The 15,850-nt window shown below is 67.1% G+C and carries 11 protein-coding genes; 9 read left to right on the top strand and 2 right to left on the bottom strand.

Annotation, left to right across the window (positions count from 1 at the left end; all coding sequences use genetic code 11):
* Positions 1 to 29 precede the first annotated feature (29 nt).
* The gene (locus tag C7C57_RS11475; RefSeq protein WP_187976530.1) at positions 30 to 896 is read right to left on the bottom strand and encodes an AraC family transcriptional regulator; all 867 of its coding nucleotides are present in this window, start codon (positions 894 to 896) and stop codon (positions 30 to 32) included.
* Positions 897 to 1,056: 160 nt separating this feature from the next.
* Here C7C57_RS11475 and C7C57_RS11470 point away from each other — a divergent pair, with 160 nt between their 5' ends.
* Genes C7C57_RS11470 through C7C57_RS11450 form a run of 5 tightly spaced genes read left to right on the top strand, consistent with a single transcriptional unit; the run spans position 1,057 to position 7,284 of the window.
* Entirely contained in the window at positions 1,057 to 2,346 is a 1,290-nt protein-coding gene (locus C7C57_RS11470) for an ABC transporter substrate-binding protein (RefSeq protein WP_187976529.1), read from the top strand.
* The gene (locus tag C7C57_RS11465) at positions 2,343 to 3,248 is read left to right on the top strand and encodes a carbohydrate ABC transporter permease (RefSeq protein ID WP_187976528.1); all 906 of its coding nucleotides are present in this window, start codon (positions 2,343 to 2,345) and stop codon (positions 3,246 to 3,248) included. The genes C7C57_RS11470 and C7C57_RS11465 overlap by 4 nt, the downstream gene beginning before the upstream one ends.
* Entirely contained in the window at positions 3,245 to 4,144 is a 900-nt protein-coding gene (locus C7C57_RS11460; protein WP_051701431.1) for a carbohydrate ABC transporter permease, read from the top strand. The genes C7C57_RS11465 and C7C57_RS11460 overlap by 4 nt, the downstream gene beginning before the upstream one ends.
* Before the next feature lie 13 nt (positions 4,145 to 4,157).
* Positions 4,158 to 6,374 (top strand): alpha-galactosidase, encoded by a 2,217-nt coding sequence (locus tag C7C57_RS11455; RefSeq protein WP_187976527.1) that lies wholly within the window; start codon positions 4,158 to 4,160, stop codon positions 6,372 to 6,374.
* Positions 6,358 to 7,284, top strand: coding sequence for an aldose epimerase (locus tag C7C57_RS11450; protein ID WP_187976526.1), 927 nt, complete (start codon positions 6,358 to 6,360; stop codon positions 7,282 to 7,284). Before C7C57_RS11455 ends, C7C57_RS11450 begins: the two co-directional genes overlap by 17 nt.
* Positions 7,285 to 7,377: 93 nt before the next feature.
* On the opposite strand, the gene C7C57_RS11445 is transcribed toward C7C57_RS11450, so the two are convergent.
* The gene (locus tag C7C57_RS11445; protein WP_187976525.1) at positions 7,378 to 9,486 is read right to left on the bottom strand and encodes an NPCBM/NEW2 domain-containing protein; all 2,109 of its coding nucleotides are present in this window, start codon (positions 9,484 to 9,486) and stop codon (positions 7,378 to 7,380) included.
* A 203-nt stretch (positions 9,487 to 9,689) separates the two neighbouring features.
* On the opposite strand from C7C57_RS11445, the gene C7C57_RS11440 reads away from it, so the two are divergent.
* From C7C57_RS11440 to infB, 4 genes are all read left to right on the top strand, one after another.
* A complete protein-coding gene (locus C7C57_RS11440; protein ID WP_187976524.1) occupies positions 9,690 to 11,255 on the top strand; it encodes an FAD-binding oxidoreductase in 1,566 nt (521 codons plus the stop codon).
* Positions 11,256 to 11,397: 142 nt separating this feature from the next.
* Complete coding sequence (gene nusA, locus C7C57_RS11435; RefSeq protein ID WP_030142920.1) at positions 11,398 to 12,387, top strand: transcription termination factor NusA; 990 nt, start codon at positions 11,398 to 11,400, stop codon at positions 12,385 to 12,387.
* 67 nt (positions 12,388 to 12,454) lie between these two features.
* A complete protein-coding gene (locus C7C57_RS11430; RefSeq protein ID WP_342772997.1) occupies positions 12,455 to 12,727 on the top strand; it encodes a YlxR family protein in 273 nt (90 codons plus the stop codon).
* A gap of 103 nt (positions 12,728 to 12,830) precedes the next feature.
* On the top strand, positions 12,831 to 15,671 hold the full coding sequence (gene infB / locus C7C57_RS11425) for a translation initiation factor IF-2 (protein WP_187976523.1): 2,841 nt from the start codon (positions 12,831 to 12,833) through the stop codon (positions 15,669 to 15,671).
* Positions 15,672 to 15,850: the final 179 nt, after the last annotated feature.

The raw sequence follows: 15,850 nt of genomic DNA, 5'->3' as shown, positions 1-15,850 counted from the left end.
GCTAATCGAACCGCCCGCGAATACCGCGCTCAGCCCTTGTGCTGGTCGCGGTATTCGCGCGGGGTGGCGCCGTGGAGTTTTTTGAACTGCCGGGTGAAGTACAGGGCGTCGGGATAGCCCACCTCGGCGGCGATCGCCGCGACCGTTGATCCCGTGGTGTCGAGCAGTTCGCGGGCGCGGCCCATCCGCAGCATCGTTTGATACTGGAGCACCGGATATCCCATCTGCTTGCGAAACAGCGCGCTGAAGTGCGAGGCGCTGAGCGAGGCCATCGCCGCCAGATCGGGCACACTGATCCGGTCGGCCATATGGGCGCGCAGGTAGTCCACCGCGTGTTCGATCACGTCCTCGCGCTGGCCCGACTGCGCCCGCTCGGTCGCCAGCAGCGTCAGCGCATGCCAGGCCGCCCCCGAGGCGGCGAGCAGGCTCGTGGTGGTGGAGTCACGTTCCATCCAGGCCAGCACCTCGGCCATCAGCGAGACGATCGGGTACAGATCCCGCGGGTAACGCACCGGGGTTGCCGGGGTGATATCCGCGACACGCAGAAACGATGCCACCTGGGGACCGGCCACATGGAACCACCACAGGGTCCACGGATTCTCCTCATTGGATCCGTAGGAGTGCGGCAGACCCGGCGGCAGGATGACCACCTGGCCGCGCTCCACCTCGAATCGTCCGGCCTCGGTTTCGCACCAGCCGGCCCCCTCCACACACGCCAAAACCACGGCCTGGGGGATCGGGGAGATGCGCCGTCTGCCGTGGGATTGAGCCTTGGGGAAGTATCCGCAGTCGGTCACCACAAGTCCCAGTGTCCCCTCCTGCTGGAGAAATTCGCGCGCCCGGGGGCGGGGGAGGACCAGCATGCGCTGTCCGGGAAAACCATCGGGAATGAGCATGCCAGAATTCTTGCGCAGGATCATCGAAATGTCCATATTGTTCGCGGCTTCCTTCTACGCCGTGCGGGTCTGCCCGCTTAAATTGGATACATTCGGTCGTGGAATCAGTCGCCTGAGCACACACCGATCGTGAAATTCCCCCAATGAATTGGAGTCAAAGATGACCCGTAAGCACACCCGATGGCTGGGTGCCGTAGGAAGCACCATCCTGGCCACCGCGCTGCTGGCAGGCTGTGTGTCCACCGGCGGCGAGGCGCAGGGCCCGAAGGAGGGCCCCGATTCCGAGGGACCGCTGATCCTGCAGTCCCGCTTCACCGACGCCGAAAAGGGTGGCCTGGAAGAACTGGTCAAGACCTTCAACGCCAAGGGTGAGGGCACGGTGAAGATCAACAGCATCCCGACCCAGACCTTCAACCAGCAGCTGCCCTCCTACCTGACCTCGAAGAATCCGCCGGATGTCTACACCTGGTACGCCGGTCAGGCCACCCGTGACTTCGCCGACCAGAACCTGCTGCTGGATCTGAACAGCGTCTGGGACAAGAACAAGGCGGACTTCCCCGAGAACCTCGCCTCGCTGAGTGAGGATGCCAAGGGAACCAAGGTGTTTGTGCCCACCAACAACTACTGGTGGGGCGTCTACTACTTCAAGAGCGACTTCGAAAAGCTCGGCGTGACTCCGCCGAAGACCTGGGACGAGTTCCTGGCCCTGTCGGAGAAGATCAAGGGTGAGGGCGTGACCCCGATCACCATGGGGCTCAGCGACAACACCTGGCTGGCCTCGGCCTGGTTCGACTACCTGGACCTGCGGATCAACGGTGCCGACTTCCACCAGGAGCTGCTCGCGGGCAAGAAGTCCTATGACAGCCCCGAGGTCAAGAAGGTCTTCGAGGCGTTCGCGCAGATCCTGCCGTTTGTGAACCCCTCAACCCTGGGGACCACGCACAACCAGGCGATCAGCGACTTCTCCCAGGGCAAGGCGGCCATGTACCTGCTGGGTGCGTGGGCTCAGCCGGCGATCCCCGCGGACAAGAAGGACGATCTGGCCTTCTTCCAGTTCCCGGTGATCGACCCCTCGGTGCCGATCGCCGAGGAGGCCCCGACCGACGGCTTCATCGCCAGCGTCAAGACCACCAAGCCCGAGCTGACCAAGAAGTTCCTCGACTTCATCGCCAGCGCCGAGGCGCAGACCCAGCTGGCCAAGGGCCAGGACGGGACCGCGCTGCCGGCGAACCTCAAGGCCACGGTCACCCTCGATGCCCTGGCCACCCAGGGCAAGGACATGATCCAGTCGGCCAAGTCGGTGACCCAGTTCTTCAACCGTGACGCCGGGGATGCGCAGCAGACCCCCGCCGACACCGCCCTCACCTCGTTCATCGCCAACCCCGGAAACATCGACCAGATCCTCAAGACCTGGGAAGATGCGTCCCAGAAGATCCGAGCTAATTCGTGACAATCAGTACTCCGGTACGCGGGCGGCGGCGGATCAAGATTCCGCCGCCGCTCGTCTTCGTACTCGTTCTTGTTCCCTTCCTCATCGAAGCCGTCGGCGTGTTCTGGCCGGCCTTTCAGGGCATCTCGCTCTCGTTCCTGCGCTGGAACGGGATCGGCCCGGCCACCTCGGTCGGCGTCCAAAACTACACCGACCTGTTTTCGGATCCGATCTTCCTCACCGCGCTGAAAAACACCGCGATCTGGATTGTGCTCTTCGGCGGCATCTCGTTCCTCGCGGGCCTCGGCGTGGCCCTGCTCTTCCAGTCCGAGCGACGCGGCGTGGCCATCTACCGCACCGCCCTGTTCCTCCCCATCGTCTTCTCGCTGGTGGTGACCGCGCTGATCTGGGGCGCGTTCTTCCAGCCCAATGGTGTCCTCAATAACGTCCTCGACGCGGTGGGTCTGCACGACTGGACCCGCGTCTGGCTGGGCGACTCGGACACCGCCCTCTACGCCGTGATCGTCGCCGCGCTGTGGCGCGAAATCGGCTACGTGATGGTCCTCTTCATCGCCGGACTCAAGGCCCTGGACCCCTCGGTCCAGGAGGCCGCCCGGATGGACGGCGCCTCGGCCTGGCAGCGCTTCCGCTTCGTGACCCTGCCGCAGCTGCGCAGCGTAACCATGGTGGTGATCTCGGTCCTGCTGATCGACTCGCTACGCTCCTTCGACATTGTCTGGGCCATGACCGGCGGCGGCCCGTATCACTCGACCGAGCTGCTCAGCACCTACATGTTCTCGACCGCGTTTAGCTCCCACGCCCTTGGCTATGCCTCGGCGATTGCCGTGGTGATTTTTGTGCTGGCCATCGCCGTGATCATCTCCTACCTTGTCCGTGCCCTGTCCGAGGAGAAGGAATCTTGACCGATACGCTCCCGTCCCGCCGCGAAACCCTTCCGGTTCCGGCACCCCGGCCCGCGGTCCGGCGCGGCTCGCGCCGTCGCCGCGCGGCCACCGCCGGATTCCACACCACCGGCATCCTGATCTCCGTGGCCTGGTTCCTCCCGATCCTGATCGTGCTGATCACCTCGTTCCGTACGTTCGATGATGTGGCCAAAAACGGCATCGCCAGCATCCCGCGCACCTTCACCTTCGATACGTATGCGCAGGCCTGGCAGCAGGGCGACCTGCTTCCCGCCCTGGTGAACTCGATGATCGTGACGATCCCCACCGTGGTCCTGACCCTGCTGCTGGCCGCGGCCGCCGCCTTCGGACTCAGTCGGTTCAAGATTCCCTTCCGTCGCACGATCCTCCTGATCATGCTCGCCGGAAACCTGCTCCCGGTGCAGATGCTGCTGATTCCGGTGACTCGGATCACCCAGCAGATCGATGTCTATGACACCCTCGGCGCACTGATTGCCGTGCAGATCGCCTTCGGCCTGGGGTTCTATACCTTTGTGCTCTACGGTTTCATGCGCTCGATTCCGCACGAGCTGCAGGAGGCCGCGACCCTCGATGGTGCCGGGGTCGGACGCATCTTCATTCAGGTGATCCTGCCGCTCACCCGGCCCGCGCTCGCGGCGCTCGGCGCGCTCTCCTTCACCTGGATCTTCAACGACCTGCTGTGGTCGATCACCCTGCTGCAGAGCTCGGAGAAGCTTCCGATCACCGCGGCCGTGCTCTCCCTGCAGGGACAGTATGTGTCCAGCTGGTCGGTGATTGCCGCGGCCACCGTGGTCGCCGCGATCCCCTCGACCATCGTCTTCCTTGTGTTCCAGCGCAGTTTCATCGGGGGCCTGGCCCTCGGCTCGGTCAAGTAGTAAAGAGGTTTTCATGTCTTCCGAATTTGTGTATCTGCGTGCCGGTGGCACCGGCGTCATCGTCTCCCTTGCCGAGGCGCGGCTGCCGCGCATCCTCTACTGGGGCGAGGATTTGGGCGCGATCGACGCCGCCGAGGTGGCCACCATCGCCCGGGCCGCGCTGCCCGCGGTGGGCGATAGCCCGGTGACCTACGCCCAGCCGATCCCCGTGCTCGGCCAGCTCAGCGAGGGGTGGATGGGACGCCCGGGGCTGGTGGGGGACAGCGCCGGTCGCCGCTGGGCGGCGAAGTTTGCGCACGTGGAGGCGCGCACCGCGTCCACGGCCGAGGCCGAGACGCTGATCGCCGATGCCACGGATCCCGAGTACGGACTGACGCTGCGGATCGAGATCGAGCTGCTGCACGCCAGCGGTCTGATCCGGCAGCGCGCGACGCTGACCAACGCAGCCGAGGAGACCTTCCGGGTGGACGGCCTCGAGCTTGCGCTGCCCGTGCCGCAGGCGGCGACCGAGATCCTGGATTTGACCGGACGCTGGTCGCTGGAGCGTGTGCCGCAGCGCCGCGAATTCCACGTGGGCGAGTGGGCGCGCACCTCGCGCGGCGGCAAGCCGGGCCTCGAACACACGCTGCTGATCGCCGCCGGAGAGGCTGGATTCGGGTTCCGTTCGGGCCGGGTATGGGCTACGCACCTGGGCTGGTCGGGCAACCAGACCCTGGTGGCCGAGCGCACCCCGGCGGATGTGCGTCGCCTGGCCGCGAGCGAGGTGCTGGCCTCGGGGGAGGTCGAGCTGGCCCGGGACGCGAGCTACACCACCCCGTGGCAGTACGGGGCCTGGGGTGAGGGGCTGGACGAGCTGTCGGCCCGCTTCCACCGCCACCTGCGCGCGCTGCCGGCCTATCCCAGCTCGCCGCGTCCGGTGATCGTCAACACCTGGGAGGCCGTCTACTTCGAGCAGGATCTCGAGACCCTGATCGCCTTCGCCGAGGAGTCGGCGAAGATCGGGGCCGAGCGCTTTGTGGTGGACGACGGCTGGTTCCTCGGTCGACGCGATGACACCACCTCCCTCGGCGACTGGATCGTGGACCCCGCGGTGTGGCCCACCGGGATCGAGCCGCTGGTGGACCGGGTCGAGGAACTGGGGATGGACTTCGGGCTGTGGTTTGAACCCGAGATGATCAACCTGGACTCCGAGCTGGCCCGCGAACACCCCGAGTGGATCTTCGATGCCGGCCACGGTGTGGGCCTGCCCTCGCGGCATCAGCACGTGCTGGACCTCGGCAATCCCGAGGCCTATGCGCTGGTACTGGAGCGGATCTCGGCGCTGATTACCGCGCTGCGGATCGCCTATGTCAAATGGGATCACAACCGTTACCTGCTGGATGCCGGTCACGCGGAGGACGGCCGTCCCGGCCTGCGCGCCCAAACCCTTGCCGCCTACGCGCTGATTGATGAGCTGGCCGCGCGACACCCGGGCCTGGAAATCGAGTCCTGCGCGAGCGGCGGCGGTCGGATCGACCTCGGCGTGCTGGAGCGCACCCAGCGGGTATGGCTGAGTGACTGCAACGACCCGCACGAGCGCCTGGAGATCCAGCGCTGGACCTCGCTGGTGGTGCCGCCCGAGCTGCAGGGTACCCACATCGGCGCCGAGGAATCGCACACCACCCACCGCTCGCACCCGCTGAGTTACCGCGGCGAAAAGGCCGTATGGGGGCACCTCGGTGTGGAGACCAACCTGCTGACCGCCGATGCCGAGACCAAGCGCGGCGTGGCCGCCTGGATCGACTTCCACAAGGCACACCGGGCGCTCCTGCACGGCGGCACCGTGGTGCACGCCGACCTCTCCGAGCCCGCGGCCCGGTTTGAGGGGGTGGTCTCGCCCGCGCGGGATGAGGCGCTGTATGCGTTCTCGATCACCGAGCGTCCGCGCACCTGGCCGGTGGGCCGGATCGGCTTCCCGGGGCTGGATGACGCCGCCCGCTACACCGTGAGCGCCGTCTATCCCGACGGCACCCTTCCCTCGGGGGTGCAGCCTCCGTGGATGGCGGGCGGGGTCACGCTGAGCGGCAAGAGCCTGCGTCTGGTGGGCCTGGAATCGCCTTCGCTGGATCCCGACCGTTCGGTCCTGTTCCATGTGGTGGCCGCCTCCGACCGGTCGGGTTCCGCTTCCGTCGATGCCGCCTCCGGCACTGCGATTTCCGATGGTGCTGTTTCCGATGGTGCGGGCAACTAGCCCGATCACCCTCACGCCGAACGATGGCGGCGCGCGTGTGCGCGCCGCCATCTCGTGCGTGGGGGCGAGTCTGCAGGGCCTCTGGGTGAATGACACCGCGCTGGTCCGGGGGAGTGCGGAGGCCGCGCGTCCCGTCTCGGCCTCGGGCGTCACCCTGGTGCCCTGGCCCAACCGGGTGCGTGGTGCCCGCTGGGAGTGGGAGGGCCGGGTATTCGAGCTGGAGCCCACCGAGCCCGCCCGCGGCAATGCGCTGCACGGGCTGCTGGCCGATACCGCGTTCGAGGTGCGCGAGCTGCGCGCCTCCACGGTGCTCCTGGGGGCGCGGATCCGCAACGCCCCCGGCTACCCGTTTGTCCTGGATGTCCTGGTGGAATATGCGCTTGAGGCCGCGGGAATCCGGGTGCGCACCACGGTGACCAACACCGGCAAGAGCGCGGCTCCGGTCGCCCTGGGCGCGCACCCGTACCTGCGCCTGGGCGACGTCCCCGCGGCCGAGCTCACGCTGGAAATTCCGGCGGACGAGGCGCTGCTGCTCGACGCCGACGACCTGCCCGACCGGGTGGTACCGGTCGCGGGCACCGAGTGGGACCTGCGCGCGGGCGTCCCAGTCCTCGACGGGCCGCAGCACCTGGGCTTCACCGAGCTGAGCGCTCGCGACGGCGTGGTAACCAGCGTGCTGCGGGGGCGTGACGCCGCCGTCGAACTCTGGATGGACCCGCGCTTTCGCTGGCTCCAGATCTATCTGACCCACGATTTCCCCGGCGTGGGCCACGATCACCTGGCCATCGCGGTCGAGCCGATGACCGCGCCACCGGACGCCCTGAACTCGGGCACCGACCTACACCGCCTGGAACCCGGCGAGACCTGGGCCCTGGACTGGGGCATCCGCGCCACCGGGCTTGCGCCCTAACCCCGAGGCGGTGTCCGATCCATACACACAACCGGGCCGCGACGCGCAGAGGATGCGCGCCGCGGCCCGGCCGTTGGGGGTACCCGATCGAGGCTAGTGGGCGCTAATCTTCAGGTTGGCCCAGTCGGCGCGGTCGTTATAGCCGCCGTCGCCGGCGTCGCCCACGTGCAGGGTCAGGTCGCGCACCCCGGTCAGCGAGACGTCAAACGGGATCGCGTGGCCGCGGGTCACGGTGCCGCTCTCCCAGATGGTCTGGCCGTCGGCGATCAGCGAGAAGGTCACCGTGCCGCCGTCGGGTCCGACGTTGTTGACCACATCGTCCACACCCACCACGCCGGTCAGCCGGGTGGCGGTGCCGCCGAGGTAGTAGCGGATGTCCGAGGGGCTGGCCACACCGAGGCCGGTCGGGTAGGTGGTCCCGGCGATCTTCAGCGGGCTGCCCCCGCCCACGCTGGCATCCACGCTCGGCGAGAGCCATCCGCTGGTGGCCGAGATCCACGGGTGAGCCGAGAGCGGCTGGTCGGTGCCGGTCGGCGGCGCCGGGGCCACGGTCACACCGAGGGCCGGGGCGTTGGCGGTGGTCTTGCCCCGCACGCCGATGTAGCGCACCGAGGTGCCCAGCGAGACGCTGCCGTTGCTGGCACCGGCGGGCACCACAAACTTGACCTTTACGTCCACGCTCTTTCCGGCCTTAATCAGCACCGGCTGCGATCCAACCACGCTCGCGCTCCACCCGTTGGGTGCCGTGAACGAGACCTGGGGGGAGACCACGGGGATCGTGCCGTCGTTGTGCAGGGTCACGGTGCCGGTGAGGGTCGCGCCGGCCGAGGTCAGCACGTCTCCGCTGGCGGGAACCGGCTGGCCGTTGATCGCGGTGATCGCCGGGGCATCGGCGACCACGCGGGCGCTCTGCGGCAAACCGGTGGCCTTCTTGACCACCAGGACCGCGACGCCGCGGGCGGGCACCGAGGCACGCAGGGTTCCGTTTGCTTCGGTGGTGGTGTGGGTCCAGGCGTCCTTCACGGTGACCCGCTTAGACGAGAGGCCCACGGCCGAGGTGGTGGTCGAGATGCTCACCGGGGCGTCGGTACGGTTGACCAGGCCCACGGCGACCGAACCATCGGCCAGTGGCTTCACCCAGGTCTCGGTGGTACCGGCGGCACCCACGCGGGTGGCCTGCTTGCCGAGACGGTCCTGGTTGATAGCCAGCAGATCCTTATTGGTCAGCGTCGCCAGGGTCTCGGGGGTGAAGGTGCGCGGGTCGCTGCCGATCACCAGCGGGGCGGCGGCCAGGGACCACAGCGCCATCTGCGAACGGAACTCCTCATCGGAGAGGCCCAGCTGGGGTCCCAGATAGTCGGGGTCGTTGAAGTGACCGGGACCGGCAACCTCGGGATGCGCGGCGTTGGCGTCGAAGTTGCGCAGCACGTCGCGGTAGGTGATCTTGCCCACAAAGCCCACGTCGGTGTAGGTCCGCCAGGACTGGGCAATCGCCGGGGCGTAGCTCCAGGTGTGGGTGGACTGCTGAGACTCGGGGTAGTTGCCCCAGTCGGGGGAGGTTACCGGGTTGCAGATGTTCAGGATGATGTCGCGTCCGCTGGCGTTGTTGCGCAGCGCGGTTGCGAACTCGGTGTAGACGGTCTGCGGATCCAGGTCGGCGGCGATGCCACACAGGAAGTCAACCTTGACCGCGTCATATCCCCAGGCGGCGATGGTATCGGCATCGGTCTGGTAGTGACCGTAGCTGCCCAGGCCGCAGTGCTCGGGCATAAACGGACCGGCGTCGGTGTAGATACCGGCCTTGAGTCCGCGGGCGTGGATCGCATCGGCCACTGCCTTCATGCCGCCGGGGAAGCGGGCGGCATCCCCCTGCAACTGGCCGTCGGCACCGCGCGGGGTGTCGGCCTGCCAGCCGCCATCCAGCCAGACGATGTTGTAGCCGGCCTGGGCGAGCCCGCTGGAGTTCAGAAAATCGGCCACCTCGATGACCTTATCGGTGGTGAAATCCCCACCCAGACCGAAGTAGGTGTTCCATCCCTGATAGGGGGTGGCACCCAAGACGGGTGGGGTGCTCGGCTGATGATACGAGCTGGAGGTCGCGGGTTCGGCCGGGGCCGCCTGCGCGGGCAGGGCCGCGGAGGTGGCGGCGGCGATACCCAGTATCGCGGCGGCGCCAATCCCCAATAAGCGCTGTAAGGACATGCATTCTCCTGACGTCTTCGTCGCCCCGAACACTTCGGGGGTGGGGCCATAAAACCGCATCACACCGGCCGGGCAATATGCATCGCTCGACTGAATACCTGGAGAAGTTGATGATTGGACCTCCCGAAATTCCCGCGCGGCGGCCCGGATGGGGATAGCCTGACCACAGTGATCAACCGAGGGCTAGCGAAGGGGAGCGTCGGATGGAACTGGAGCGTCGTCACTTTTTGATTCTGGGTGCGCTGGCGCTCGCCGGATGTGCGCCGGTGAAAAATCCCGGCCCGAGTGGATCGCCGAGCATTCTCCCGAGCCCGTCACCCTCGCCCTCAGTGTCGGCCGGGCCGCCCGACTGGGATGCCCTCGCCCAGAGTCTCGGCGACCGGCTGCTGCGGCCCGGCAGCGACGCCTACCGCGCCGCCGTCCCCACCGAGATTCCCGTATACGACGGGGCCGCGCCGCCGGCGATTGTGCGCGCCCGGGACGCCTCCGACGTGGCCACCGCGGTGAGCTTTGCCGCCGCCTCGGGGCTGCGCATCGCGACCCGCTCCGGCGGCCACAACTATGCGGGGTGGTCAAGCGGAGGCGGCGGAAACACCGGTCTGCCCGAGGAACTGGTGATCAACGTCCACGGTCTCAACTCGGTCGAGGTGGACCCGGGCACCGGCGTCGCCCGCATCGGTGCCGGCGCGCCCCTCGCGCTGGTGTACGAGAAGCTCGCGGCGGCAGGCCGGGCCATCGGCGGCGGCAGCTGCGGCTCGGTGGGCATCGGCGGCCTCGCACTGGGCGGGGGAGTGGGGGTGCTTGCCCGCGCGTTTGGACTGACCAGCGACCAGGTGGCGGCGGTCGAGATCGTGACCCCGGACGGAAAGACCCGCACCGTGGATGCGAACACCGATCCCGATATCTTCTGGGCCTGCCGCGGCGGGGGCGGCGGGCTGCTCGGTGTGGTGACCGCGTTCCACCTGAACACCAAGCCCGCGCCCGAGGTCACCATGTACTTCCTCTCCTGGGATGCCCGCAATGCCCCGGCGGTCATCGCCGCCTGGCAGGAGTGGGCACCGCAGGCGGACCCGCAGCTGTGGTCCACACTCAAGCTGCTGACCGGATCCACACATCCGGGCGGAGCCTCGCTGAGTGTTTCGGGCACCTGGATCGGGCCGAATGGTGGACACACCGCGGCCCTCGCCGGCCTCCTGAGTCGAGTCCCTGCCCCCGGTCGAAACCAGGCAACCCGGCACGGCTATCTCGATGCGATGATGCGCTATGCGGGCTGCGCCGGATCCACCGCCGCGCAGTGCGTCTCGGGCCCGGGCGGTAAGCTCACCCGCACCTCGTTTGCGGCGACCTCGGGGATCGCGACCCGGGCGCTCACCGCCGCGGAGATCACCGCCCTGATCCAGGCCGCCGAGGGCGTGGGCAAGGTGGCGGGCGTGACCGAGGGCGGGTTCTCCTTTGACGCGCTCGGCGGCCAGGCCAACGCCCTCGGTGTCGACGCCACCGCGTTTGGACACCGCGGCGCGCTGTTCAGTGCCCAGTACACGGCAAACTTTGCCGACGGCGCGAACCCCGATCCCTACCGCCAGGCCGTGCGCACGCTGCGCGCGGTGACCACCCCGGCCTGGGGCCCCGGAGCCTACGTCAACTATCCCGATGCGGGCATCGAAAACCCGGCCAGCGCCTATTTCGGTGATAACGCCGCGCGGCTGAAAAAGATCCGCGCCGCCGTCGACCCGCGCGGGGTGTTCCCCGCCTGGCAGCTGGGCGCCTAACCCGGTTTGCCGAGAGTTCGCAGAAACTTGGAGATTTCCAGGCTTTCGAGGTGACGCCGTGCCCAAAAATCCGGTACGGTTATAGATCGACCCCGCGCCAGAGCGCAGGGTTTTGTGTAGCTGAATATAGAGGAGGCCTCCGATGGATATCGACCTCAGTGTGTTGAAACTGACCGAGCGGGAAACCGAAATCCCGTTTGATGAACTGGCGGGGATTATTGAGCAGGCCATCCTCACGGCCTACCTCAAGCACGTCACCCAGGAGGGCCAGCCCGAACCCTCGGCGCGCGTCCACCTGGACCGCAAGACCGGCCACGTCGCCGTGCTGCTGCACGAGCTGGACGAGGAGGGCGAGATCATCGGCGAGTCCGAGGCCGACCTCGACGACTTCGGTCGCATCGCCGCGTATGCGGCCAAGCAGGTTATTACCCAGCGTCTGCGCGACATCGCCGATGACGGCGTGCTGGGCGAGTTCAAGGACCGCGAGGGAGACATCGTTGCCGGTGTCATCCAGCAGGGCCCGAACCCCAAGATGATCCACATCGACCTCGGCACCGTCGAGGCGATTCTGCCCCCCGAGGAGCAGGTTCCGGGCGAGGACTACTCGCACGGTCGCCGCATCCGTGTCTACGTGACCGCCGTGGCCAAGGGCACCAAGGGCCCGCAGATCACCGTGTCGCGGACCCACCCGGGCCTGGTGCGCAAGCTGTTCGCGCTCGAGGTTCCCGAGATCGCCAACGGCCTGGTTGAGATCGTCTCGCTGGCCCGCGAGGCCGGTCACCGCACCAAGATCGCCGTGCGCGCCACCGACTCCTCGATCAACGCCAAGGGTGCCTGCATTGGTGAGATGGGTCGCCGCGTGCGCGCCGTCAACGAGGAGCTGGGTAACGAGAAGATCGACATCGTCGACTACTCGCCGAACCTGCCGACCTTCGTGTCGAACGCGCTGTCCCCGGCGAAGGTGTCCAGCGCCTTCATCCTGGACGAGTCGATCAAGGCCGTTCGCGCCCTGGTTCCCGATTTCCAGCTGTCGCTGGCCATCGGCAAGGAGGGTCAGAATGCACGACTCGCCGCCAAGCTGACCGGTGCCAAGATCGATATTCAGCCCGACAGCATTCTCGAAGGCGAATAACCACGGCCAAATCGCGGCGCTCGAACATCGGGCGCCGCGATCTTCGCCGAGCGCGAATCGCCGAGGAATGGCGAGAACCCACAAAGGGGGTAAGATGGAAGCCGTTAGAACGTGCGTTGGATGCCGTACTCGCGCCGCGCGATCCTCCCTGTTGAGGGTTGTGCTGCGGGGAAATGCGGTGGTTGTCGACGAGACTGCATCGCTCCCCGGACGTGGAGCCTGGGTGCATCCAACACTGCAGTGCTTCGGTACGGCAATCAAGCGACGGGCCTTCGGCCGGGCGCTGCGATTCACCGGAGTGCTGGACGTGCAAACCCTAGAGAACAGGCTGAATGGCTAATGGACAACTAATGAGCGGCTCGAAATGAGACCCGTCCGTTACTAATGGTCTGCCCACTGTCTGGGCAGGCCCAGACAGGAGAGAAGTGGCTGTAAAACAGCGCGTGCACGAAATCGCTGCAGAGCTGAACGTGGACAGCAAGGTAGCCCTTGCAAAGCTTAAGGAGCTTGGCGAGTTCGTCAAGTCCCCGTCCTCGACGATCGAACCCCCCGTAGTACGTAAGCTGCGCGAGGCACTCATCGCCGATGGTGCCGCCGGTGCCCCCGCACCCGCAGCAACCCCGGCTCCGGCCGCGGGCGCCAAGCCCGCCGCCGCGAAGCCGGCAACCCCGGCTGCCGCCCCCGCGGCAACCCCCGGTGCGGCAACGCCCGCGGCCGCCAAGCCCGCAGCGGCAAAGCCTGCCGCCGCGAAGCCCGCGGCTGCCAAGCCCGCAGCGGCCACCCCGGCCGCCGCCAAGCCGGCGGCTGCCAAGCCCGCCGCGGACGCCAAGCCCGCCTCGGCAAAGCCCGGTACCGCTAAGCCGGCCGCGGCCAAGCCCGCGACCCCCGGTTCCTCGGCAAAGCCCGGCGCTCCGCGTCCGGGTAACAACCCGTTTGCCTCCTCGCAGGGCATGGGGCAGCAGCCTCCTCGCCCCGCGGGCACCCCGCGTCCGGGTAACAACCCGTTCGCTTCCTCGCAGGGCATGGGTCAGCGACCCACCCCCGGCAACATTCCCCGTCCGCAGGCTCCGCGCCCGCAGGCACCCCGTCCCGGTTCGCCGCGTCCCGGCGCTCCGCGTCCGGGTGGTGCCGGTCGTCCCGGCGGTGCCGGTGGCGGATTCCAGCGTCCCGGTGGCGGCGCGGGTCGTCCCGGTGGCTTCCAGCGTCCCGGCGGTGCCGGTGCTGGTGCCGGTGCGGGTGCTCCCGCGGCCGGTGGCTTCCAGCGTCCCGGCGGTGGCTTTAGCGGCCCCCGTCCCGGTGGCGGTGGCGGTCGTGGCCGTGGCCCCGGTGGTGGTACCGCCGGTGCGTTCGGTCGCGGTGGCGGCAAGAGCAAGGCACGGAAGTCGAAGCGGACGAAGCGGGCAGAATTCGAGCTGCGGGAAGCCCCGTCGCTCGGTGGTGTCTCGGTTCCCCGTGGTGATGGATCGACCCCGATCCGTCTGCGCCGCGGTGCATCGATCGCCGACTTCGCCGACAAGATTGAGGCCCTGACCGGTTTCCCGGTTCAGCCCGGTAACCTCGTCACGGTGCTGTTCCACCTCGGTGAAATGGCAACCGCGACCGAGTCGCTGGATGAGGCCACCTTCGACGTGCTCGGTTCCGAGCTCGGCTACAAGATTCAGATGGTTTCCCCCGAGGACGAGGACCGCGAGCTGCTCGACGGCTTCGACATCGACCTGGACGGCGAGCTGGAGGCCGAGACCGAGGACATGCTCGAGGCACGTCCGCCGGTTGTGACCGTCATGGGTCACGTTGACCACGGTAAGACCAGCCTGCTCGACGCCATCCGCAACGCGGATGTGGGTAAGGGCGAGGCCGGTGGAATCACCCAGCACATCGGTGCGTACCAGGTGCAGACCACCCACGAGGGCATCGGACGTAAGATCACCTTCATCGACACCCCGGGTCACGAGGCGTTCACCGCCATGCGTGCCCGTGGTGCTCAGGTCACCGACATCGCGATCCTCGTGGTCGCGGCGGACGACGGCATCATGCCGCAGACCGTTGAGGCCCTGAACCACGCCCAGGCAGCGAACGTGCCGATCGTGGTCGCGGTGAACAAGATCGATAAGGACGGTGCCAACTCGGCCAAGGTGCGTCAGCAGCTGACCGAGTACGGCCTGGTTTCCGAAGAGTACGGTGGAGACGTCATGTTCGTCGACGTCTCGGCTCGCAAGAACATCGGTATCACCGACCTGCTGGACGCCGTTCTGCTCACCGCAGACGCCGGCCTGGACATGCGTGCGAACCCGAACAAGGACGCCCGCGGTGTGGCCATCGAGGCCAAGCTGGACAAGGGTCGTGGTTCGGTTGCTACCGTGCTGATCCAGTCCGGTACCCTGCGCATCGGTGACGCCATCGTCGCCGGTACCGCCTACGGTCGCGTTCGTGCCATGGCCGACGAGAACGGCAACGCCGTTGCCGAGGCCGGTCCCTCGCGTCCGGTGCAGGTGCAGGGTCTCTCCAGCGTTCCGCGCGCCGGTGACACCTTCATCGTCACCGAGGAGGACCGTACCGCCCGTCAGATCGCCGAGAAGCGCGAGGCCGCCGAGCGTAACGCTCAGCTGGCCAAGGCTCGCAAGCGCATCAGCCTGGAAGACTTCACCCGTGCACTCGAAGAGGGCAAGGTCGAGTCGCTCAACCTCATCATCAAGGGTGACGTTTCCGGTGCCGTCGAGGCCCTGGAAGAGTCGCTGCTCAAGATCGAGGTTGACGAGAGCGTGCAGCTGCGCATCATCCACCGTGGTGTGGGTGCTGTCACCGAGTCGGACGTCAACCTGGCGACCATCGACAACGCGATCATCATCGGCTTCAACGTCCGTCCGGACACCAAGGCCCGCGAGCGTGCGGCTCGTGAGGGTGTTGACATCCGCTTCTACTCGGTGATCTACAACGCCCTCGAGGACGTAGAGAACTCGCTGAAGGGTATGCTCAAGCCCGAGTACGAAGAGGTCCAGTCCGGTGTGGCCGAGATCCGCGAGGTCTTCCGCTCCTCCAAGTTCGGAAACATCGCTGGTGTTATCGTTCGCTCCGGTACGATCACCCGAAACGCCAAGGCTCGCGTTATCCGCGACGGCGTCGTGGTGGGCGACAACCTGGCCATCGAGTCGCTGCGTCGCTTCAAGGACGATGTCACCGAGGTCCGCACGGACTTCGAGGCCGGTATCGGTCTGGGCAAGTTCAACGACATTCAGATCGGTGACGAGATCGAGACCACCGAAATGAAGGAGAAGCCCCGCGTCTAATCCCGCAGGCTGACCCATACGACTCCGCCCCCGGCACCTTCTGGTGCCGGGGGCGGAGTCGTTTTCTCTTGTCCTAGGGGTCCTTCATTCCGTTCGGTCAAGAATTTAATGGCCCCCGGAGGCTGAATGATAAATCCGGTTATCGCTCGGATAATGATGCCGTCACGGTAGCGCTCAGA

The sequence above is a fragment of the Mycetocola sp. JXN-3 genome (genome assembly GCF_014522285.1).
GTDB lineage: Bacteria > Actinomycetota > Actinomycetes > Actinomycetales > Microbacteriaceae > Mycetocola > Mycetocola saprophilus.
This window is presented reverse-complemented; position numbering and strand designations above follow the sequence as displayed.